This window comes from Rhodoferax sp. BLA1 (assembly GCF_013416775.1).
GTDB lineage: Bacteria > Pseudomonadota > Gammaproteobacteria > Burkholderiales > Burkholderiaceae_C > Rhodoferax.
Map to the genome: position 1 here is coordinate 175536 of NZ_SZVI01000001.1, position 22092 is coordinate 197627.

At 59.6% G+C, this 22092-nt stretch carries 16 protein-coding genes and 1 riboswitch; of the genes, 8 read left to right on the forward strand and 8 right to left on the reverse strand.

Features of this window, described 5'->3' with window-relative positions; translation table 11 throughout:
* Nucleotides 1-149 precede the first annotated feature (149 nt).
* On the reverse strand, nt 150-2402 hold the full coding sequence (pflB, locus tag FDG13_RS00855; RefSeq protein WP_180124826.1) for a formate C-acetyltransferase: 2253 nt from the start codon (nt 2400-2402) through the stop codon (nt 150-152).
* Nucleotides 2403-2516: 114 nt separating this feature from the next.
* Nucleotides 2517-4331 carry a carbon starvation protein A gene (locus FDG13_RS00860; protein ID WP_180124827.1) on the reverse strand — a complete coding sequence of 605 codons (1815 nt, stop codon included), beginning with the start codon at nt 4329-4331 and terminating at the stop codon, nt 2517-2519.
* Nucleotides 4332-4392: 61 nt separating this feature from the next.
* On the opposite strand from FDG13_RS00860, the gene FDG13_RS00865 reads away from it, so the two are divergent.
* Nucleotides 4393-4635 (forward strand): hypothetical protein, encoded by a 243-nt coding sequence (locus tag FDG13_RS00865; RefSeq protein WP_180124829.1) that lies wholly within the window; start codon nt 4393-4395, stop codon nt 4633-4635.
* Nucleotides 4636-4711: 76 nt separating this feature from the next.
* Here FDG13_RS00865 and FDG13_RS00870 read toward each other — a convergent pair whose 3' ends face one another.
* Genes FDG13_RS00870 through FDG13_RS00885 form a run of 4 tightly spaced genes read right to left on the reverse strand, consistent with a single transcriptional unit; the run spans nt 4712 to nt 9018 of the window.
* Complete coding sequence (locus FDG13_RS00870; protein ID WP_180124832.1) at nt 4712-5662, reverse strand: N-carbamoyl-D-amino-acid hydrolase; 951 nt, start codon at nt 5660-5662, stop codon at nt 4712-4714.
* A gap of 23 nt (nt 5663-5685) precedes the next feature.
* Entirely contained in the window at nt 5686-6921 is a 1236-nt protein-coding gene (locus FDG13_RS00875; RefSeq protein WP_180124834.1) for a Zn-dependent hydrolase, read from the reverse strand.
* Nucleotides 6918-8156, reverse strand: a complete 1239-nt coding sequence (locus FDG13_RS00880) for a diaminopropionate ammonia-lyase (protein WP_180124836.1) — start codon at nt 8154-8156, stop codon at nt 6918-6920. Before FDG13_RS00880 ends, FDG13_RS00875 begins: the two co-directional genes overlap by 4 nt.
* Before the next feature lie 10 nt (nt 8157-8166).
* Nucleotides 8167-9018: a MurR/RpiR family transcriptional regulator gene (locus FDG13_RS00885; protein WP_180124838.1), complete on the reverse strand. Its 852-nt coding sequence runs from the start codon at nt 9016-9018 to the stop codon at nt 8167-8169.
* Nucleotides 9019-9227: 209 nt separating this feature from the next.
* On the opposite strand from FDG13_RS00885, the gene FDG13_RS00890 reads away from it, so the two are divergent.
* Genes FDG13_RS00890 through FDG13_RS00905 form a run of 4 tightly spaced genes read left to right on the forward strand, consistent with a single transcriptional unit; the run spans nt 9228 to nt 12129 of the window.
* Nucleotides 9228-10025, forward strand: a complete 798-nt coding sequence (locus FDG13_RS00890) for a transporter substrate-binding domain-containing protein (RefSeq protein WP_180124840.1) — start codon at nt 9228-9230, stop codon at nt 10023-10025.
* A 30-nt stretch (nt 10026-10055) separates the two neighbouring features.
* Nucleotides 10056-10718, forward strand: coding sequence for an amino acid ABC transporter permease (locus tag FDG13_RS00895; RefSeq protein ID WP_180124842.1), 663 nt, complete (start codon nt 10056-10058; stop codon nt 10716-10718).
* Nucleotides 10719-10731: 13 nt separating this feature from the next.
* Entirely contained in the window at nt 10732-11376 is a 645-nt protein-coding gene (locus FDG13_RS00900) for an amino acid ABC transporter permease (protein WP_180124844.1), read from the forward strand.
* A 3-nt stretch (nt 11377-11379) separates the two neighbouring features.
* Nucleotides 11380-12129: an amino acid ABC transporter ATP-binding protein gene (locus tag FDG13_RS00905; protein ID WP_255435015.1), complete on the forward strand. Its 750-nt coding sequence runs from the start codon at nt 11380-11382 to the stop codon at nt 12127-12129.
* Between the two features lie 228 nt (nt 12130-12357).
* On the opposite strand, the gene FDG13_RS00910 is transcribed toward FDG13_RS00905, so the two are convergent.
* Entirely contained in the window at nt 12358-14445 is a 2088-nt protein-coding gene (locus tag FDG13_RS00910) for an EAL domain-containing protein (RefSeq protein ID WP_180124846.1), read from the reverse strand.
* Between the two features lie 374 nt (nt 14446-14819).
* Here FDG13_RS00910 and FDG13_RS00915 point away from each other — a divergent pair, with 374 nt between their 5' ends.
* Entirely contained in the window at nt 14820-15818 is a 999-nt protein-coding gene (locus tag FDG13_RS00915) for a Gfo/Idh/MocA family protein (RefSeq protein ID WP_180124848.1), read from the forward strand.
* 78 nt (nt 15819-15896) lie between these two features.
* On the opposite strand, the gene FDG13_RS00920 is transcribed toward FDG13_RS00915, so the two are convergent.
* A complete protein-coding gene (locus tag FDG13_RS00920; RefSeq protein ID WP_180124850.1) occupies nt 15897-17633 on the reverse strand; it encodes a diguanylate cyclase domain-containing protein in 1737 nt (578 codons plus the stop codon).
* Between the two features lie 275 nt (nt 17634-17908).
* Nucleotides 17909-17979: riboswitch (S-adenosyl-L-homocysteine riboswitch) on the forward strand.
* 25 nt (nt 17980-18004) lie between these two features.
* Between FDG13_RS00920 and FDG13_RS00925 the strand changes: the two genes are divergently transcribed.
* On the forward strand, nt 18005-20860 hold the full coding sequence (locus tag FDG13_RS00925; protein ID WP_180124852.1) for a vitamin B12 dependent-methionine synthase activation domain-containing protein: 2856 nt from the start codon (nt 18005-18007) through the stop codon (nt 20858-20860).
* 42 nt (nt 20861-20902) lie between these two features.
* On the forward strand, nt 20903-22084 hold the full coding sequence (locus FDG13_RS00930) for an ABC transporter substrate-binding protein (RefSeq protein ID WP_180124853.1): 1182 nt from the start codon (nt 20903-20905) through the stop codon (nt 22082-22084).
* The last annotated feature ends 8 nt before the right edge of the window (nt 22085-22092 follow it).

Consider the following 22092-nt stretch of genomic DNA (forward strand, 5'->3'; position numbering starts at 1 on the left):
GACTTTGGCTGGACGCAGCCCAGCCAGTCATAGCGGTCACGGGCACTTGGATATGTGTTGGGTGACCAGGCGGCACTAACACGCCCTCACCCTCGCCCGTGACTTGCCGCCATCTATACAGGATGGCGGCGGAAGACCTCCAACCGACCTCAGTGACCGGCGTGGAAGGTGCGATTCACCACATCGAGTTGCTGCTCACGCGTCAGCTTGATGAAGTTCACCGCGTAGCCTGACACGCGGATGGTCAGTTGCGGGTACAGCTCGGGATGGTCCATCGCATGCAACAGGGTTTCACGGTCCAACACGTTCACGTTGATGTGGTGGCCATTGCTCTCGAAGTAACCATCCAACATGCCCGCCAGGTTCTTGACCCGTTCACCTTCGGTGCGGCCCAGGGCGCCTGGCACCACGGTGAAGGTGTAAGAGATACCGTCTTGCGAGCAGGTGTAGGGCAGCTTGCACACCGAAGACATCGACGCCAGCGCGCCCTTTTGGTCACGGCCGTGCATTGGGTTGGCACCCGGTGCAAACGGCTGACCGGCCTTGCGGCCATCGGGCGTGTTGCCGGTCTTCTTGCCATACACCACGTTGGAGGTGATGGTCAGCACCGACATGGTGGGTGTGGCGTCGCGGTAAGCGCGTTGTTGCTTGAGGTAACCCATGAAGGTCTCAACAGCCCAGGTGGCAATGCTGTCAACACGTTCGTCGTTGTTGCCGAAAGCCGGGTACTCACCTTCAATCTTGAAGTCGGTCGCCAGGCCACGTTCGTCACGAACCACCGAGACCTTGGCATAACGCATGGCCGACAAGGAGTCAGCCACCACCGACAGGCCGGCAATACCGCACGCCATGGTGCGTAGGATGTCGCGGTCATGCAGTGCCATTTCGATACGTTCGTAGGCGTATTTGTCGTGCATGTAATGGATGGCGTTGAGCGATTTCATGTAAACGCCCGACAGCCACTCCATCATTGGCAGGAACTTGGCCACCACATCGTCGTAGTTGAGCACGTCACCCAGGATCGGCTCGAACTTCGGACCCACCTGGTCACCACTGAGCTCGTCGCGGCCACCGTTGATGGCGTAAAGCATGGTTTTGGCCAGGTTGGCGCGGGCACCAAAGAACTGCATCTGTTTGCCAATACGCATGGCGGAGACGCAGCAGGCGATGCCGTAGTCATCACCCCAGTACGGACGCATCAGGTCGTCGTTTTCGTATTGCACCGAGCAGGTGTCGATCGAGGTTTTGGCACAGAATTCTTTGAAGCCTTGTGGCAGTTTCTCGGACCACAACACGGTCAGGTTTGGCTCGGGTGCAGGGCCCAGGTTGTACAAGGTGTGCAGCACGCGGAAGCTGGTTTTGGTGACCAGGGAGCGGCCATCTTCACCCACACCACCGATGGACTCAGTCACCCAGGTCGGGTCGCCAGAGAACAATTGATCGTATTCTGGCGTACGCAGGAAACGCACGATACGCAGCTTGATCACCAGGTCATCCATCATTTCCTGGGCGTCTTTTTCGCTGATCAGGCCAACCGCCAGGTCACGTTCGAAATAGATGTCGAGGAAGGTTGAGACACGGCCAATCGACATGGCGGCGCCGTTTTGCTCCTTGACCGCAGCCAGGTAAGCCAGATAGGTCCATTGCACGGCTTCGCGGGCGTTTTCTGCCGGGCGACCGAGGTCAAAGCCATACTTGGCACCCATTTGTTTGAGCTCGTCGAGGGCACGGAATTGCTCGGAGACCTCTTCGCGCAAACGAATCACACTTTCGGTGAACTCCACACCGTCGAGTTCGTGGAACGAGGCTTTCTTGAAAGCACGCAGCGCGTCGATGCCGTACAGGGCCACACGGCGATAGTCACCAATGATGCGGCCACGGCCATACGCATCGGGCAGACCGGTCAGGATGGCCGATTTGCGGGCCTTCATGATTTCTGGCGAGTAGACGTCAAACACGCCGCTGTTGTGGTCTTTGCGGTATTTGGTCCAGGTCTCTGTCACTGCTGGGTCCATCTCGAAACCAAAAGCGTTCAGACCACCTTCCACCATGCGCAAACCACCGTTGGGCATGATGGCGCGTTTGAGCGGCGCATCGGTTTGCAGACCAACGATGATTTCTTTGTCTTGATCGATGTAGCCAGCGTCATGGGCGGTGATGCTGGAGGGTTTCAGGGACACATCGAGAACCCCCTTTTTCTGTTCCTGTTTCAGCAACTCTTGCAGCTTGGCCCAGAGGGCGGTGGTACGTGCTGTTGGCCCCTCGAGGAAAGAGGCGTCGCCGAGATACGGCGTGTAATTGGCCTGGATAAAGCCCCGAACATCCACACTTTCCGTCCAAGCACCGGTCGCAAAACCAGCCCAGGGATCCTGACGACTTGCAATTTTTGTTAACGCGTTCATTGACATTCCTATAAGGTTAAGTTGGCTTGTGGCTATTGGATGCATTAACCTGGTAGATCAAGACATCCTGTTATCGCGACAAAGGCCGGGTGGGCCTTTGTCGTAGATGGCATATCAAGCGGCGGACGGCAACATGCTCGGAGGAATCGCTGTAGATTCACCCCGGGCTTTCCATAACTCGGCCCAGCGCTTGAGTGAGGCAAACATGATGACCATGCCCAGGACCATCATGGCCGAGGCGATCACCGCATTGAACAGGCTGTACCCTTTGACAGCAGCATTCAGATAAACATTGGCAATCATCCAGTAGCCGGCGTAGTTCACCGTGACAAACAGGTAAGCCAGAGGAATCAGGCAGGTCAGGGCATAAATGCGTTTCTTGGAGATGCGCATGATGATGGTGGCACCGATCATCAGACCCACCGAGGCCATCAACTGGTTGGACACACCAAACAGCGCCCAGACCGAGCTGATGTCACCCGAGAGCAGCAGGTAGCCCCACAACACACAGGCAATGACACTGGCGGTGATGGCCGCAGGCATGGAGTCCAGGCGTTTCATGGCCGGAAATACATCACCCAGCAAGTCCTGAATCAAATAACGTGACACACGGGTGCCGGAGTCCACTGCGGTCAGAATGAACACCGCTTCGAACATGATCACAAACTGGAAGAAGTAAGCCGCCAGATCGGTGAACCAAGACAACTTGGTGAAGATGTAGGCCATGCCCACAGCCAGCGTCACCGCACCACCGGTGCGACCGACCAGGTCAAGGCCCATTTCCTGGCTCAGACGAGGCAAGTCCACCACGGTCATACCCAGGGTCTTGAACACTTCGGGGGTGGAGTTGATGGCAAAGTAGTCAGCGGGATGCAAGGAGGTTGCAGCAATCAGGGCCATCACGGCCACCAGACATTCCACCAGCATGGCGCCAAAGGCCACAGGAAGGATATCGCTCCACTTGTCAACCAGTTTGGGCGTGGTGCCCGAGCCAATGAAGGCATGGAAACCAGAGATCGCACCACAGGCAATGGTGATCGAAATGAACGGCCAGACCGAGCCCTTGATGATCGGGCCACCGCCGTTGATGAACTCGGTCACCGCTGGGAATTGGATGGTTGGGTTGATGAACACCACACCCACCACCAAAGCCGCAAACACACCAATCTTCATGAAACTCGACAGGTAACCACGTGGTGTCAGCAACATCCAGACCGGCAAGGCGGTCGCAAAGAAGGCGTAAATCGGCAGAATCCAGCTCACAGTGGTCTTGTGTAGCGTCAGCCAGTCACCCACCATCGTGCCTTGCAAATGGGGGCCGTAGGCAATAGAGGCCACGATGGCCGCCAGCCCCAGGTAGGTTGCCCATTTGGAGGAGCCAAAGTAACGCTCAAACAAGCCCAGCGCAATCGCGATTGGCACCGTCATGAACACCGCAAACGTGCCCCAGGCGTTGCGCTCGAGCGCATGAACCACCACAATCGACAGACCCGCCATGGTGATGGTGATGATGCACAACATCGCTAGGCCGGTACTCCAGCCAGCCACCGGGCCAAGCTCGGCTTTGGCGACTTCCGAGAGCGACTTGCCCTGGTGCTTCATGGAAGCAAACAGCACCACGGTGTCGTGCACCGCGCCACCGATCACCGCCCCGACCAGCAGCCAGATGAAGCCCGGCAGATAACCGAACTGCGCCGCCAGCACCGGGCCGACCAGTGGTCCGGCTGCCGCAATCGCGGCAAAGTGTTGACCTGCATTCACCCACTTTTTGGTGGGCACGTAGTTTTTGCCATCTTGCAGCTGGTGCGATGGCGTCACATCCCTGTCGTCGGCAGCCAGGACCTTGTTGACAAAGAATACCCCGTAAAAGCGGTATGCAATGGCAAGGACGCAGACTGTAACGATCACGAAATATATCGCTTGGTCCATTTTTACTTCCTCAATAAATGCTTAAGTGTTTGATCACGGGGCGCATGTTAGGAGGGGTCAAATGGCCTTGGAGGCTTTTCCAGAGAGCGGTAAAAAGACGGGGGTGAACGGTCAAAACAGCAGGTTGAACGGAAGCTTGCATCTCGGTTCGGCACGGTGTTTCAAAAAATTTTATTTCCGTTTCACAATGTGGCTATCTTACCTCAAGCTGACACCGTTTTTCCAAAAACCGGCTTGGCTCGATAGACGCTCTTTAATTGATATCTATAAACCCTTGTTACAAAAGGGCTACAGCCGAATTTGATATAGAAGACACGGCCAAGCAGGCCCATCGGATTGGCCGTCACCCACACCGACAGGGAGCTTTCAGGGTTAGTCTGTCAGGCCAATAAACGGCCATCTGCGGCCAGGGTTTCACCTTTTCTGGCCGTGATCAAGCCATAAGCCTGCGGCTGGCGATGCAGGTCGAAGTTGAACGTGGTGCGTTTGTAAATGGCACAGAAGTCCAGGTCGCAGCGGGCAATAGCCATCTCATCACCTTTAGTCAGGCAGCGCGCCACCACCTCGCCTGAGGGCGCAATGATGCAGCTGCCTCCAATGCTGTCCACCCCTTCTTCGACCCCGGCTTTGGCCACCCCCACCACCCAGGTGCCGTTCTGGTAGGCCCCGGCCTGCATCGAGAGCTGATTGTGAAACAGTGACAAATCGTCATGCTCGGGCGCGGGTGCGTTGTGCACCGGGGTGTTGTAACCAATCAGCACCATCTCAACACCTTGCAAGCCCATTACGCGGTAGGTTTCAGCCCAGCGCCGGTCATTGCAGATGGCCATGCCCAAAACACCACCAAAGGCCTGCGTCACCTGCCAGCCCGTGCCGGGAGTGAAGTAACGTTTTTCCAAATGCTGGAAACGGCGCCAGGGTTCGTGCTCAGAATGGCCGGGCAGGTGCACCTTGCGGTACTTGGCCACGATCTGGCCGGTGCGGTCCACCAGAATCGAGGTGTTGTAGCGCACCTCGCCTGCGGCCTCCTGCGCCAGTTCGGCGTAGCCCAGGTAGAAGCCTACCCCCAGTTCACCCGCCAGGTCAAACAGCGGCTGGGTGGCAGCATTGGGCATGCTGCGCTCAAAAAAACTGTTGAGCTCGGCCTCGTCTTCGATGTACCAGCGCGGGAAAAAAGTGGTCAGTGCCAGTTCTGGAAACACAATGAGCTGGGCGCCCACGGCGTGGGCCTGGCGCATCAGCGCACACAGGCGCGCCACCACCTCGGTGCGGGAGTCTGAGCGCTGGATGGGGCCAAGTTGCCCGAGGGCGACATTGAGATAACGTGACATAAGAGGGATGACTCCAAGTAGGTTCAAGACGGGCGGTTGGCCAATGCCAGCACCACCTGCAACAGCAGCTGCGCGCCGCGTTGCAAATCGGCGGGTTCGGTGTGCTCACGCACGTTGTGGCTCAGACCACCCACGCTGGGCACAAAAAACATGGCGGTGGGACACACACGGGCCAGCATCTGGGCATCGTGCCCTGCCCCGCTGGGCAGTCGCTGGTAACTGCAGCCCAGGGCTTGTGCCTGCTGCTCCACCAGATCAACCACGGCGGGGTCAAAGGCCACCGGATCAAAACGCGCCAGGGTGCGGGTGCGGATGGACACGCCTTCAGCCTGCGCTACGCTGTTGGCATAGGCAAGAAGATCACGCTCCGCTTGCGCCAGCGCACTGGCATCGGTGTTACGCAGGTCTACGGTAAACACCGCCTTTTGTGCGATGACATTGACCAAGTTCGGACTGAGCCGCAACGCCCCGACGGTGGCCAGTTGGCGGCCACCCATGCGCTGACTCAACGCACGTGCAAACACCGCCACTTGCGCCGCCACCAGCGCGGCATCGTGGCGCATGCCCATCGGCGTGGTCCCCGCGTGGTTGGACTGACCCTCCACGGTGAACTCGGTCCACGAGATGCCTTGCACCCCTTCGACCACACCAATCTGCAAGTCCATTTGCTCCAGCACGGGGCCTTGCTCAATGTGCAACTCCACATAACTGTCCACCTGCGGTGCACCCACCGGGACGCAGCCCAGGTAGCCGATGTGTTGCAACTCGCTCTGCACCGATACACCCTCGGCATCACAGGTGGCCAAAGCGTCAGCCAGAGGCAGACCACCCACATAGACCAAGCTGCCCATCATGTCGGGCTGAAAGCGCGCACCCTCCTCGTTGGTGAACACCGCCACGGTCAAAGGGCGGCGGGTCTGTATACCGGCATCAATCAGCGTGGCCACGAGTTCCAAACCGGCCAACACACCATAGTTGCCGTCGTACAAACCGCCGGTGCGCACGGTATCGATGTGGGAGCCCACCATCACCGGTGGCAAGTCTTGCGTTCCGGACAAGGTGCCAAAGATGTTGCCAATCGCATCCACCTCAACACGCAGACCCAATTCGCGCATGCGCGCCACGGTCCAGTCGCGGCCCTGACCATCGGCCTCGGTGAGTGCCAGGCGATTGACACCACCACCGGGCAAGGCGCCGATCTGTCCCAGCGCCTGCAGACTATCCAAAAGACGCTGACCATTGATTTGTGGGGTGCTCATGCTGCAACCACATCCTGGCGTACCTGGCTGGCACTGCGGCCCACCAGTTGTTGGTACAAGGCTGGGTCGGTGTCGCCCTCGCTGCCAAACAACAGCACCCGACTATCGGGTGTCAGGTCCAGGGCGGTGCGGGCTGCGCTGTCTTGCGCCATCAGCAGCAGCGCCGCCAGACCGGCCACCGCAGACTCACCAGCCACGATGGTGGGGTCCCCCTGCGGCGGGCTGGCCAACAAACGCATAGTTTCCACCGCCGCCGCATCGGGAATGGTGCAAAAGGCGTTGGCACCGCTGGCCAGCACCTGCCAGGCCAACAAAGACACCTCGCCGCAGGCCAGGCCAGCCATCAGGGTGTCCAGATCCCCCTTGACCGCCACCACCTCACCTGCACCTGCACGTGCACTTTGCAACAGGCAGTCGGCCCGCTCAGGCTCCACCACAACAAACACCGGGCGCTGCTCGGGGTTGCGTTCCCAGAAATAGGCACACACCGCCGCCGCAAAACCGCCCACACCGGCCTGCACAAACACATGGGTGGGCCACTGCGGCAAGGCGTTGACCGCCTCATGCACCATCAACTGGTAACCCTGCATCACATCACGCGGGACGTCCATGTAACCCGGGTACGAGGTATCCGAGATCACAAACCAGCCATGGGTCTTGGCATCAAGATCAGCCTGTTGCACCGCCTCGTCGTAATTGCCGCTGGTACGCACCACTTGGGCGCCGTAGCGGGCAATCGCCTGCTTGCGCCCCTCACTGACGGTTGCGTGGATGTAGATGACACAACGGCAACCCAGCATCTGCGCGCCCCAGGCGACGGAGCGGCCGTGGTTGCCATCGGTGGCGCAGGTCACGGTGATGTCGCCACAGGCCTGGCGCAAGGCCGGATCACGCTGCAACTCGGCGTGACTCACCGGGCGGCCCAGACGTTGACCCAGTTCACGACACAACAGGCGTGCCACCGCATAGGCACCACCCAGCGCCTTGAAGCTGCCCAAGCCAAAACGCGAACCCTCGTCCTTGTAGTGGATGCTGCCCACACCTGCAGTGCGTGCAAGGCTAGGTAAAACACACAAGGGCGTGACCGCATAACCCGGCCAAGCGGTGATGACGGCTTGCGCTTGTGCCAGTGCCGGGGCACTGAGCAGGCTGGCGCGCTGTTCACCATACAGTTCGGCAGGCTGAAAACGGGGATTAACGAGCAAAGTAAAAGGGTGGGTAGTCAATGGATTCATGGGTGGGGTTTCAAAAAGAAGGTTCAAGGTCAGCCAATTGCGCATGGGCCTGCTCGATAGCAGCCATGCGGGCGCGGGCTTTGGGGGTGAGTTTGGTCAAGGTGGTGCTGGCCAGGTAATTGATCAGGCTGATGGCGCCCACATAGGAGTCAAAAACCGCGTCATCATCGGCCGGACAGACAAACAGCGCCTGTGCACGCGACGACAGGGCAGACACATGGGCGTCGCTGACCAGCACCAGCACCGCACCCGCATCACAGGCGAGATTCACCACCTGGCTCAGGCGACGGGTGCGGCGGCGAAAGTCCATGGCCAGCAACACATCACCACGGCGGATGTCGGCCAGGCGCTCGGCATCGGCCCCGGCGCCATCGTTGAGCAGAAACACATTGCCACGCAACTGCGACAACAGGGCCTGCGCATAAAAAGCGGCCATGTAGCCATTGCGGTAACCCACCACCCAGACCCGTGGCGCGCCTGCCAGCCACTTGGCGGTCTGCTGCACCTGACTGTCTTGCACACTGTCGGCGATGGCCTGCAACTGCTGCGCATCCTGCGCCATGTGCTGCTGCAGCGGGCTGGCGCGTGTGCCCTGCTGCGCCATGCGGTACAGCGGCGAGGGCTGGGGCGCACCGTCACGCAGGTGTTGCCGAAAGGCCTGAAAGTCGGCAAACCCCAGGCGCTTGAAAAAGCGTGCGGTACTGGCCTTGGACACACCTGCCAGCGCCGCCAGTTCGGTGGCGTTGTAGGCCAGCAGGTCTTTTTCATGTGCCAGTACCACATCGGCCAGTTTGCAGTCCACCTGCGACAGGTCTGCGTACTGGCTCTGGATACGTTCTTTTAAGGAGGGGATCTGGGTCATGGCAAGTTGGCTGGCTGGTTTTGGTGCCTATCTCCCCAAAACAGGGCAGTCGGCGCACCATCAAGAAACATATTTTTCATAGTTTAGTTTTGTGAAACATATTTTCCATATTGTCCACGATCTGTTTGCAAGGGTGGTGCCAGGCGGAATTCAGGCGGCACACATCTTGCGTCAAGCCCACTGTGTCCCATTTTTTTACAGGAACCCCCATGACATTCAAAGCGATCTCCACCTTGGCTGGCCTGTTGGCTAGCGCTGTTTTGTCCCTGGCAAGTCCCGCGCATGCGGCCGATGACTCCCTCACTGCGGTGTTGGCCAAGAAGTCCATCGCCCTGGGTGTGGCCTCTGACTTTCCCCCTTATGGCTACATGGGACCTGATTTCAAACTCACCGGTGTGGACGTTGCCACAGCGCAACTGATCGCCGACAAACTCGGCGTGAAAGCCGACTTTGTGCCGGTCAGCACCCCCAACCGTATCCCCTACCTGCAGACCAAAAAGATTGACTTGATCGTCTCGGCTCTAGGCAAAAACCCGGAGCGTGAAAAAGTGATCGATTTCACCGTTGCCTACGCACCGTTCTTCCAGGCGGTGTTTGGCCCCAAGGCGCTCAGCATCAAGAGTTTTGACGACCTGGCTGGCAAAAGTATTGCCGTCACTCGCGGCACCATCCAGGACGACGTGTTGCAAAAAGTGGCCCCACCCACGTTGAAGATCCAACGCTTTGAAGACGACTCCACCACCGTAGCCGCCTTCCTGTCGCAACAGACCCAACTGCTGGCCACCGGTGCGGCCGTGGCTGCCGCCGCCATTCAGAAAAACCCACAGATGCAGGCCGAATACAAGCTGCTGCTGAAAGACTCGCCCAACTTCATTGGTGTGCGCAAGGGTGAAACCGCGCTGCTGACCAAGGTCAACGAGATCCTGCGCGCCGCCAAGGCCGATGGCACGCTGGAGCAGTATTCCCAAAAATGGCTGGGCCGCGGCACCGGCGTTTTGCCTGACTAAACAGCAGTTGCTCGCCAGCCCCAGATCACCATGATTGAATTTGACTTTGGCACCGTCCTGGCCCAGTGGCCCATGCTGCTGCGTGGGCTGGTGCTCACCGTCATCCTGACCGCCATCTCGGCGGTGCTGGGTGCACTGCTGGGCACCGCCTGTGCCTGGGCGCGGCTGCATGGTGGTCCGCTGCTGAAACGGGGGGTGGGCGCCTATGTGGAGCTGGCGCGCAACACGCCGTTCATCATCCAGCTGTTTTTTATCTTCTTCGGCCTGCCCTCACTGGGCTTGCGCCTGTCGGTGGAGGTCGCCTGTGTATTGGCCATGGTGCTCAACCTGGGCGCTTATGCCTGCGAGATTGTTCGCGCCGGTCTGCAGACCACGCCCAAAGGCCAGCTCGAAGCCGCTTTGAGCCTGGCGCTCACGCCCTGGCAAACCTTCTCACGGGTGGTGTTGCCACCGGCGCTGGCGCGCATCTGGCCGGCGCTGGTGAGCCAGATCATCATCGTCATGTTGGGTTCGGCGGTGTGTGGGCAGATCTCGGCCGAAGAGTTGTCGCAGGCAGCCAACCTGATCTCCAGCCGCACCTTCCGCAGTTTTGAGTCCTACATCATCGTGACCGCCATCTACCTGCTGCTGGCGATCGCGCTGCGCCAGTTGTTGTACTGGGTCGGGCCACGTTTCATTTTTGCCAGACGTTAACAAGCAGGCCACCATGGTTCAGTTTTCTCTCTGGGACATCTTCACCTTTTTGCTGGGGGCCGCGCGCTGGACAGTGGCACTCTCGCTGATCGCCTTCATCGGCGGCGGCCTGGCCGGTCTGGGCCTGCTGATGCTGCGTTTCTCCAAGCTGCCGGGTGTGTCCACGGCGGTGGTTTGGTATGTGCAGATTTTTCAAGGCACCCCCTTGCTGATGCAGCTGTTTTTGGTCTACTTTGGCCTGGCGCTGCTGGGCATGGACACCTCGCCGCTGGTGTCTGCCGCCATCTGCCTGACTTTGTACGCCAGCGCCTACCTCACCGAAATCTGGCGCGGCTGTGTCAATGCGGTGCCCAAGGGGCAATGGGAAGCCTCCACCAGCCTGGCGCTGACCTACACCGAGCAGATGCGCTATGTGATCTTGCCGCAGGCGATGCGGGTGGCGATTGCACCCACCGTGGGTTTTCTGGTGCAGATCATCAAGGGCACAGCGCTGGCATCCGTCATCGGTTTTGTCGAGCTGACCAAAGCCGGGCAGATGATCTCCAACGCCACCTACCAACCGTTTCTGGCCTACTGTTTTGTGGGCCTGTTGTACTTTGTCCTGTGCTACCCGCTCTCGTGGTGGAGTCAGCGCCTGGAAAACCGCCGTCTGGCCTGATTTATGACCTCATCCTCCGCTCCCCCCTTTGCCCTGGTCGACATTCGCGGCCTGCACAAAAGTTTTGGCGCCACCGAAGTGCTCAAGGGCATCGACCTGCAAGTGGGCCGCAAAGAAGTGGTCTGCATCATTGGCAAAAGTGGCTCAGGCAAAAGCACCTTGTTGCGTTGTATCAACGGGCTGGAAAGCTTCGAGCGCGGCAGCCTGTCGGTTGACGGCCAGGCGCTGAAACATGGCGACGCCAATGCCATGCGGGAACTGCGCCAACAGGTCGGCATGATTTTCCAGAGCTTCAACCTGTTTCCGCACCTGAGCGCCGGGCGCAATGTGATGCTGGCGCCAACCCTGGCCAAAAACATCCCCAAGGACGATGCACGTACCCGGGCCCTGGCCTTGCTGGAGCGTGTTGGCCTCGGGCAATTGTTTGACCGCATGCCCGACCAGCTTTCGGGCGGGCAGCAACAACGTGTGGCGATTGCGCGTGCGCTGGCGATGTCACCCACGGTGTTGTTGTGTGACGAGATCACCTCGGCGCTGGACCCGGAGCTGGTGGGCGAGGTGCTGCAAGTGGTGGAAATGCTCGCGGCCGATGGCATGACGCTGATCCTGGTCACCCATGAGATGGCTTTTGCCCGCAAGGTCAGCGACCGCGTGGTCTTCATGCACCAGGGCCTGATCCACGAAGCGGGCACCCCCGACGAAATCTTCAACCACCCGAAAACCCCCGAGCTGCGGCAGTTTCTGTCGATGTAGCCTGGCTGAACCAAGTGAACGATGGCGCTTTGTGCTGACCAGAACCAGCTGCAGCAGACATATCGCTATAGCTTAAATAGCTTCTAGCCCTTTTAACAAAAGGGCTAGAAGCACAAAACACCTGAAAGTTTGACCTACACAAAGTGTGGACCAACCTACGCCATCTGCCACGCCTGGCCACCCTCACCCTGCGTGCAAAGCCCCACACCAACAAGTCACTCGCCACGTCTAAGGATGCTTCCGGCCTTCATGCTTGTGCCAATAGACCAAAAATGCCTTTGAATTGATGGCCGGGCTGTAGAGGTAGCCCTGAAACTCGTCACAGCCCAGTTGCGCGAGTTTGTCACGCTGCGCAGCGGTCTCCACAAACTCGGCCACCACCCGCACCCCCTGCTTCTTGCCCAGCATGCCAATGCTGCGAATGATGTCCGAGCAAACGCTGTTGTTCATCACGTCCCGGGTCAGACTGCCGTCGATCTTGATCGCGCTGACCTCAAAACGCTGCATGTACAACAGCGAACTGCTGCCCATGCCGAAGTCATCCACAGACAAATGCACACCCAGAGCACACAACTTCCTGAGCGTGGCATCGGCCTGCGGTGTCGTGGCCAGGGTGCGGCCCTCGGTGACCTCCAGCTCAAGCTCTGAGGGGCTCAGGCCAAAACGCGCCAGACACTGCCCCACAAACGCGGCGAAGCTCGCGTCCTCCAGCTGCACTGGCGACAGGTTGACCGACATACAAATACCCCCAACACCCTGGCGCTTCCAGTCCTGCAGCGCCGCACAGGCTGTCTCCAGACTCCAGTTGCCAATCTGGTTGATGAGCCGCGTCTCTTCCGCCACATTGATGATCGCCGCAGGCATGATGGCGCCGTGCACAGGGTGGGTCCAACGTAACAAGGCCTCCACACCACAGACCCGTCCCTGCACATCATGTTTGGGCTGGTACATCTGAAACACCTGCGGCGTGCCCAGGGCGGCCTCAAAATCAGCATGTAACGCGCGCGCAAAATCGCCCAGCTCATCAAATCGGTGGAGAACCTGGCGTCGGGGAGCTTCCAGATGACATAGCTGCACCAGAGCCTGGGTCACCGTGTCCGCCTGGACGCGACTGCGCTCGGCTTGCAGCCGCTTGACAAAAGGCCAATACAAGGCGGTGCTGACCAACACCCCTACCAGCTGTGTGAACACACCTGCAAGCCCACCGGAAACCACATAACCAGAAATGAAGATCGGCGTGCTCCATGTGACGGCATGCCCGGACAACACCAGCCACCCGGCGCCGTGCGCCAACAAGGCGATCGAGGCACAGACCAGTGGCGCCAAAAGAAAAGGCATCAGCAGAATCGGGCTGAAGATGATGGGCAGGCCAAACACCAGAACTTCATTGACATTAAAAACCGCAGGCACCACCGAATATTTGCCAAGCCGCCGCATCTGGGCGTCTTTGCACACCAGCCACATCGCCAACAGCAGGCCATAGGTGGCGCCAGAGCCGCCGAGGTAAGCAAAGGTGTTGACAAAATTCGCTGAGGCCAAGTGGGCATCAAACACCACATCGGCTGGGGCCAACAAATTGCCACCCACGGCCTCTACCAGAATGCCGCCATGCAAACCAAGCAACCACAGCAGCTGGTTGACAAAAACGATCAACAGATTGAGGGCATAGGCCCCACCCAGCCGAAGAGGGTCAAACACCACCAACATCTGCAACAGATGCGTGAGTCCAGTGCCCAATAACGACAGCAATGCCATCACCAAGCTCGTCATGACACAGACCAATGCCGCCGGAACCAACTGGTGAAAAGAACGCCTGAAGAGCAGACTGCCGTCCAGCCCCACCGTGCGCATGGCGACAGGCTTGAGCCGAATGTAGACATGAAACACCTCAACAGTGAGGATGCCCGTCAGAATGCCCAACAGCAGTGATTGCCCGAGCGAGTTTTCCAGACCACCCACTAAAAACACCATGCCGACTGAAAAATTCACCAGACACAAGAGATTGACCAGCATCGGCGTCAGCCAACTGCTTTCCACACGTTTCAAAGCCACATAGAGCCGGTTGCCAACACACAGCGCCATGCCCAGCCCCATGATGACGCCCAACGAGGCATCCAGCCGGGCGGCCACCAGCAGCCAGGACGCTGTTGACTGCATCCCCCATGCCTGGGGCCAATCGTTCCACGGAAAGTTCAAGGCGATCGTGATGACGACGCGGATGAATGTGAGGGGAAGCAGCATAACCAAACCATCCCGGCTGGCAGACAGCCACAACTGGGCGCGTGTTTTGGCCCGCTCAAGGTTCATGGTTTGCATAGAAAAAGAATGGCGTTCAAACCGCCTGGACAGTTTTGTTGTTATGCCTGTTCAGGCCGCCGTGATGTGACTGGGTTTGGCCAATGCATCGCAGCGCGACGCCCTTCCCGCTGACTTGGCCACCTCCACTCAACCACCAAGAAAGACATTCATTTTAGATAGCAATACCCCCAGACAAAGCATGGGCTACAGGCTCATAACGTTAACAAAGTCACGCTAAGCTGCAATAGCTGGCACATCATGTTTCTGATCTCCGGCCAAGCGCCTGCGCGCACTCTGCGCGTTGCACCGGTCTGGCTGCCAGATACCGCCAGGTCGCTGTGTTACTTGGTATAAAGCACCATCTATAACCACCACACAAGGTCAGTCTTGCCATGAAAAAAGTTAACTGGGGCGTGCTCAGCACCGCCAAGATCGGCCGCGAAAAAGTCATTCCGGCCATGCAGAAAGGCCTGCACAGCCAGGTGAGCGCGATTGCCTCGCGTTCGCTCGATTCGGCACAAAAAGTGGCTACCGAACTGGGCATCCCCAAGGCCTATGGCTCGTATGAAGAACTGCTGGCCGACCCCGAGATTGAGGCCATCTACAACCCGCTGCCCAACGACCAGCATGTGGCCTGGACACTGGCCGCCGCACGCGCTGGAAAACATGTGTTGTGTGAAAAACCCTTCTCGATGACCGCGCAGGAAGCCGAACAGCTGCGCGAGGTAGCGGGCCAGGTGCACATCATGGAGGCTTTCATGGTGCGGTTTCACCCGCAGTGGCAGCGTGCACGCGAGCTGGTGCGCAGCGGCGCTTTGGGGGAGCTGCGCACGGTGCAGGCCTTTTTTTCGTACTTCAACCGCCAGAGTGACAACATCCGCAACCGCGCCGATGTGGGCGGCGGCGCGCTCTACGACATTGGTTGTTACGCCATCGTGGCCGGGCGTTTTCTGTTTGAGGCAGAGCCACTGCGTGTGATCACGCTGATCGACCGCGACCCGGAGTTCCAGACCGACCGCACCACCAGCGCCATACTCGACTTTGGCGGCGGGCGCCGCTTGGACTTCACCGTCTCCACCCAATCGGTGCCGTTCCAGCGTGTCCAGGCCGTTGGCACCAAACAGCGCCTGGAGCTGGTGATCCCGTTCAACGCGCCGCTGGGCGGCACGACCGACTTGTTGCTTGACGATGGCAGCCAGATCGGCGGGGTGTCGGCAGTGCGTGAGACGCTGCCTGCGTGTGACATGTACACCCTGCAAGGGGACGCGTTTTCACAAGCGGTGCGAGGTGAGATTCCCCTGCCCTATGGACTGGATGACGCGATCTGCAACATGCGCATCATCGACGCCTTGTTCAAGTCAGACCAGAGCGGGCAGTGGGAACAGGTCTGAACACCTGAATGATCAGGCCGCTGGCCGCAGCGGCCCAAACACAGCCAAGCAAGACGTGCACGGCCACACCCAGCCGGGTCAGGTATCTTGCCGCCAGGCCCGTTTGCGCTCATACATCTCCTGGTCGGCCCGTTCAATCAGCAGCTCGGCGGTGTCACCGTCCAGCGGGAACATCGCCAAACCGACCGCCCCACCAAAACCGGCACCATCTGGCACCGCACCAAGGTCCACCTGCTGCACTGGTTCAAGCAAGGTGGCCTCCAACTTTTTGCGCACCTGATCCGCAACCTGCCGCGACGGGATGTCATTGATCAGCAGCACAAACTCATCACCCGCGTAACGAGCCACCACATCCCCGGGGCGCACCGCCTTGCTCAGGCGCGTGGCGATCTCCATCAGCACCCGGTCACCGGCGTCGTGCCCCAGATGGTCGTTGATCAGTTTGAAGTTGTTCAGGTCCACAAACAACACCGCAAATGACAAGGCGTCGCGCTGGCGGCGTTTGTGTTCGATACGTTGGGTGATGCTGCGCAACAACATCTCCCGGTTGCTCAGCCCGGTCAGCACATCGGTGCGCAGCCGGTACTGCATTTTGCGGAAGGTGTTGGCCAGCACCCCAATTTCGTCACTGCGGTACACCTCCAGCGGCGCCTCCAGACGCCCCTCACCCACTTGCTTTGCCGCCTCGGTCAGGCGTTTGATGTCCCGGTCCACCCAGCCCACAATGCGCAAGCCCAAGACCACCGCCGCCATCACACCGAGCAGCCCGATCAAGGCGGTGCGAAAGATATTGTCAGTGATCCCTTCCATGAAATCGCTGCGCGGCACCGCCACCACAATCAGCCAGTCCAGGCCCGCCTGGTCCAGCACGCGGTCAAACGCCAGTTCAATCACCTCGCCGTCAGGTCCGTTGAACTCTAGCGTACGCGGGCCCACGCCCAGGCTGGCTGACTGAAGTCGGTCCCGCACCTGCTGGTAAGCGGCACGCTGCAAGGCGCTGACGCTGTCGATGGCCATCATGCGTTCACTGCCACCGTCAGGAAGGCGTTTGATATTGGGTCCACTGGACGAAGCAATCAGTTTGCCATCCGGCTCGATGATGAAGGCCACGCCGTGTTCACTGAGCATGAGGCTGCTGACAAACTGGTTCAGCCGCTGCAAGGAAATGTCGGTGGCCACCACCCCTCGCAAACCACCTTGTTCGTCCAGCACCCGCCGGGCACGGGTGGCCACCAGCTCCGCGGTGGTGAAGTCGATGTAGATGGCGGTCCAAGCCGACAACACACTGGTCTGCGCCGCCTTGTACCAGGGACGCTCGCGCGGATCAAAGTGTTTTGTCTCGAAAGTCTTTGGCCCCAACGCCCCGTTGATCCCGCTAAAACGGCTGAAACTGCGGAATTGATCGGCCCGCAACTTATAGCGCAGCTCAGCCTCGTCGGAACTCAAACGCAGCAGACCAATGGCCTGGCCGTGCCGGTTGCCGTAATAGACAAAGTTGTTGGGGTCGGTGTGTAAAGAGGTGGCGATCCAGAGCCGGGTGCGTAAAGTGTCCAACTCGGCGTCGATGGTGTCGGGCACCTCCAAGCCTGTGGGGAAGGCCGCCTCCAGCACCGCAGCCGACCCCACCACATGCCTGTTAACAGCCTGGCCCACGCGGGCCACCATCTCCTGCAGCAGGTGCTGCGAGACCGTATTCACCGCCTGGCTGCCGGTGAAGTACGACAAGGCGCCCATCAGCACCACCACACCGACCATCAAGACGGTGAATGGCACAGTCAGCCACTGACGCAGCGTCAACGACGACAACACGTTCATCCAACAAGCCTCTTAAAGTGAACACAGGTCCGGGTAAAACATCAACACACCACAACCACGGCTCAGGACAAGGACGGGCAATTTGGCAGGGCGCGCATCTTACCTGTCAACCCGCTTTGGGCGCCCTTTTTTGGCAGTTAGCCCCCATACCATGCGGTGGTTAGCAATGGTTCTTGCGGCTTCACACCCTGGTGGGCAACCCAAGCATGCGGGGTGGTGGATTCGGCCGCGACACGTGGTGTGTGATGTGAAGGGGCGCCCCGCTAAAATCGGCGCCTTCCAAGGAGCGTTGCAGCGGGCCACACGACCCGTCAGGCTTGGATATACACAACGACGCTCACCTGCCATTCTGAATTTCACAGGTGAGTTACATGTCTGAAACTGTTGTCCCCCCCCTGAAACTGTCCGGCCTGGAGCCATTGACGATTGGTGTGGCTGTGGCCGCCGACGCCGCGCCGAGCGCCACTTTTGTCAACGTGGGTGAACGCACCAACGTCACCGGCTCCAAGGCTTTTGCCCGCATGATCCTCAACGGTCAGTTCGACCAGGCGCTGAGTGTGGCGCGCCAGCAGGTGGAAAACGGCGCCCAGATCATCGACATCAACATGGACGAGGCCATGCTCGACAGCCAGGCGGCCATGGTGAAGTTCCTGAATTTGATAGCATCTGAGCCAGACATCTCCAGGGTTCCGGTCATGATCGACTCCAGCAAGTGGAGTGTCATTGAGGCCGGCCTGCGTTGTGTGCAGGGCAAGGCGGTGGTCAACTCGATCAGCATGAAGGAAGGTGTCGACGCCTTCAAACACCACGCCAAATTGCTGCGCCGTTATGGTGCCGCAGCGGTGGTGATGGCCTTTGACGAACAGGGCCAGGCCGACACCTATGAGCGCAAGATCCAGATTTGCGAGCGCGCCTACCGCCTCCTGGTCGACGAGGTGGGGTTCCCTGCGGAAGACATCATTTTTGACCCGAACATCTTCGCGATTGCCACCGGCATCGAGGAGCACAACAACTACGCGGTCGACTTCATCAACGCCACACGCTGGATCAAAACCAATCTGCCGGGCGCCAAGGTCAGCGGCGGCGTCTCGAATGTGAGCTTTTCCTTCCGCGGCAACGACCCGGTGCGTGAAGCCATCCACACCGTGTTCCTGTACCACGCGATCCAAGCGGGCATGGACATGGGTATCGTCAACGCCGGCATGGTCGGTGTCTACGACGACCTGGAGCCTATCCTGCGCGAACGTGTTGAAGACGTGGTGCTGAACCGCCGCCCCGACGCCGGTGAGCGCCTGGTCGAAATCGCCGAGACCGCCAAAAGTGGCGCCAAGGACGAGAGCAAACGACTCGAATGGCGCGGCACACCGGAACACCCGGTCACGGTCGAACAGCGTCTGAGCCACGCCATGGTGCACGGCATCACCGACTTCATTGTGGAAGACACTGAAGAGGCTTACCAGGCCATCGTTGCCAAAGGTGGCCGCCCCCTGCATGTGATCGAAGGCCCGCTGATGGCGGGCATGAGCATCGTGGGTGACCTGTTTGGCCAGGGCAAGATGTTCCTGCCGCAGGTGGTCAAGTCGGCCCGCGTCATGAAGTCGGCCGTGGCGCACCTGATCCCGTACATCGAAGAAGAAAAGCGCCGCGACGAGGCCGCAGGGCGCGACGTCCAGACCAAGGGCAAGATCGTGATTGCCACCGTCAAGGGTGACGTGCACGACATCGGCAAAAACATCGTCACCGTGGTCTTGCAGTGCAACAACTTTGATGTGGTCAACATGGGCGTGATGGTGCCCTGCCACGAGATCCTAGCCCGCGCCAAGGCCGAGGGCGCCGACATCATTGGACTAAGTGGCCTGATCACCCCCAGCCTGGAAGAAATGCAGTACCTGGCCGGTGAGATGCAAAAGGACGACTACTTCCGCATCAAAAAAATCCCGCTGCTGATTGGTGGCGCCACCACCAGCCGGGTGCACACTGCCGTGAAAATTTCGCCGCATTACGAGGGCCCGGTGGTCTATGTGCCCGACGCCTCGCGCAGCGTCGGTGTGGCGCAGAGCCTGCTCGGTGAACATGCCGATACCTATCTGGCCGAGTTGCAGACCGACTACGACAAAGTGCGCCAGCAACACGCCAACAAAAAACAGATTCCGCTGTGGCCGCTGGCCAAAGCCCGCGCCAACAAAACCCCGATCGACTGGACGACCTACCAGCCCACCCGGCCTAAGTTCATTGGCCGACGTGAGTTCAAGAACTTTGACCTGGCAGAGCTTGCCCGTTACATCGACTGGGGCCCGTTCTTCCAGACCTGGGACCTGGCCGGGCCGTTTCCCGCGATTCTGGACGACGAGGTGGTCGGGGTGGAGGCCCAAAAGGTCTACGCCGATGGTTTGGCCATGCTCAAGAAAATCATCGAAGGCCGCTGGCTCAGTGCCAACGCGGTGGTCGGTCTGTACCCCGCCAACGCGGTGGGTGACGACATCGTGCTCTACACCGATGACAGCCGCAGCACTGTCGCGCTGACTTGGTACGGTCTGCGCCAGCAAGCCGTCCGCGAGAAGGAAGACGATGGCAGCTACCTGCCCAACCGCTGCCTGGCCGACTTTGTGGCTCCCAAAGACATTGCTCCTGACAACGTAGCATCCAGCCCAGAAGGTATAAGGGTTAAAGGCCAAAAAGACTTACAAGAACCAGCATCATCCGGCGTCACACCCCCCAACTTGCAGGACTACGTCGGTGTGTTCGCGGTAACCGCCGGCCTGGGTGTCGAGAAAAAAGAGCAGCAATTCCTGGCCGCCCATGACGACTACAGCGCCATTCTGTTCAAAGCCATGGCGGACCGGCTGGCCGAGGCCTTTGCCGAGTACCTGCACCACCGGGTGCGCACTGATTTGTGGGGGTATGCCCCAAGCGAGGCCTTGGGCCCGCAGGAGCTGATTGCCGAAAAATACACTGGCATCCGCCCGGCACCTGGTTACCCGGCTTGCCCGGACCACAGTGTCAAAAAAGACCTGTTTGCGCTGCTGCAATGTGAAGACATCGGCATGAGCCTGACCGAGAGTCTGGCCATGAGCCCGGCCGCCAGCGTCAGCGGCTTCTACATCGGCCACCCGCAGGCCAGTTATTTCAGCGTCGGCAAAATTGGTGACGACCAGTTGCAAGACATGGCACAGCGCCGTGGCCTGGAGGCCAAAGACCTGCAGCGCCTGCTGGCACCTAATCTGTAAACCTCGCCTACAAAACCCTAGCCTTGTGAAGGACCGCGCAGAATGACACTCGCCAAACTCGCTACCACCCTGGCCCTTGGCCTGGGTTTATGTGCCCCGGTGTTGGCGACCGACTGGCCCCAGACCCTGGCACAGGCCAAGGGACAGACGGTGTATTTCAACGCCTGGGGCGGTGGTGAGGCCATCAACAGCTACATCGACTGGGCGGCCAAAGAGGTACAGAGCCGTTATGGCGTCACCGTCAAACACGTCAAGATCGTTGATGCGGCCGAGGTGGTGAAGCGGATTCAGACCGAGGTAGCTGCGGGTCGCAACAGCAATGGTTCGGTCGACCTGATGTGGGTCAACGGTGAAAACTTCCGCAACCTCAAACACGGCATCCTGCTGTACGGCCCGTGGGCCGAGTCGCTGCCGAACTGGGGGCTGGTGGACCTCAATAAACCGGTGCGCAGTGATTTCTCGGTGCCGACCGACGGTTACGAAGCGCCCTGGGGCACAGCACAACTGACGTTTATTGCCGACAAGGCGGTCACACCCACACCACCCCGTTCAGCGACCGAATGGCTGCGTTTTGCCAAGGCAAACCCGGGCCGGGTGACTTACCCCAAACCGCCGGACTTTCACGGCACCACTTTCATCAAACAGCTGCTGCTGGAGCTCACACCCAACCCGGCGTTACTGCAACAGCCCGTGACGTCCCAGGCCTTTGCCAGCGCCACACCGGCGTTGTGGGCCTATCTGGACGAGTTGCACACTGCGGCCTGGCGCGCTGGCAAAAGCTTCCCGGCCAGTGCGGCGGCCATGCACCGCATGCTGGCCGATGGTGAACTCAAGCTGTCGCTGACCTTCAACCCCAACGAAGCCGCCAACCTGATCACCAGCCGCCAGTTGCCAAACACCGCCTACAGCTTTGGCTTTACACGCGGCACGATTGGCAATGTGCATTTCCTGGCCATTCCGTCCAATGCCCGCGCCAAAGCCGGTGCCCAGGTGTTTGCCAATTTCTTGCTGTCTGCACAAGCCCAGGCCCACAAGGCCGACACCCGGGTCTGGGGTGATGGCAGCGTGTTGGACCTGGGCAAGTTGCCTGCTGACCTGCAGGCACAGATGCGCAACAAGGCACCGGGCGTGCTGACTGAGAACGTGCCGACCCTGGCCGAACCCCACGCCAGTTGGGTCGAGGCACTGGAGGCCGAGTGGCTCAAGCGTTACGGCGCTCGCTGAAAACCTGG

Bases quoted from the DNA above. Each gene is read 5' to 3' on its own strand.
- pflB (WP_180124826.1), bottom strand. From the start codon at position 2,402: ATGAACGCGTTAACAAAAATTGCAAGTCGTCAGGATCCCTGGGCTGGT.
- FDG13_RS00860 (WP_180124827.1), bottom strand. From the start codon at position 4,331: ATGGACCAAGCGATATATTTCGTGATCGTTACAGTCTGCGTCCTTGCC.
- FDG13_RS00865 (WP_180124829.1), top strand. From the start codon at position 4,393: ATGGCCTTGGAGGCTTTTCCAGAGAGCGGTAAAAAGACGGGGGTGAAC.
- FDG13_RS00870 (WP_180124832.1), bottom strand. From the start codon at position 5,662: ATGTCACGTTATCTCAATGTCGCCCTCGGGCAACTTGGCCCCATCCAG.
- FDG13_RS00875 (WP_180124834.1), bottom strand. From the start codon at position 6,921: ATGAGCACCCCACAAATCAATGGTCAGCGTCTTTTGGATAGTCTGCAG.
- FDG13_RS00880 (WP_180124836.1), bottom strand. From the start codon at position 8,156: ATGAATCCATTGACTACCCACCCTTTTACTTTGCTCGTTAATCCCCGT.
- FDG13_RS00885 (WP_180124838.1), bottom strand. From the start codon at position 9,018: ATGACCCAGATCCCCTCCTTAAAAGAACGTATCCAGAGCCAGTACGCA.
- FDG13_RS00890 (WP_180124840.1), top strand. From the start codon at position 9,228: ATGACATTCAAAGCGATCTCCACCTTGGCTGGCCTGTTGGCTAGCGCT.
- FDG13_RS00895 (WP_180124842.1), top strand. From the start codon at position 10,056: ATGATTGAATTTGACTTTGGCACCGTCCTGGCCCAGTGGCCCATGCTG.
- FDG13_RS00900 (WP_180124844.1), top strand. From the start codon at position 10,732: ATGGTTCAGTTTTCTCTCTGGGACATCTTCACCTTTTTGCTGGGGGCC.
- FDG13_RS00905 (WP_255435015.1), top strand. From the start codon at position 11,380: ATGACCTCATCCTCCGCTCCCCCCTTTGCCCTGGTCGACATTCGCGGC.
- FDG13_RS00910 (WP_180124846.1), bottom strand. From the start codon at position 14,445: ATGCAAACCATGAACCTTGAGCGGGCCAAAACACGCGCCCAGTTGTGG.
- FDG13_RS00915 (WP_180124848.1), top strand. From the start codon at position 14,820: ATGAAAAAAGTTAACTGGGGCGTGCTCAGCACCGCCAAGATCGGCCGC.
- FDG13_RS00920 (WP_180124850.1), bottom strand. From the start codon at position 17,633: ATGAACGTGTTGTCGTCGTTGACGCTGCGTCAGTGGCTGACTGTGCCA.
- FDG13_RS00925 (WP_180124852.1), top strand. From the start codon at position 18,005: ATGTCTGAAACTGTTGTCCCCCCCCTGAAACTGTCCGGCCTGGAGCCA.
- FDG13_RS00930 (WP_180124853.1), top strand. From the start codon at position 20,903: ATGACACTCGCCAAACTCGCTACCACCCTGGCCCTTGGCCTGGGTTTA.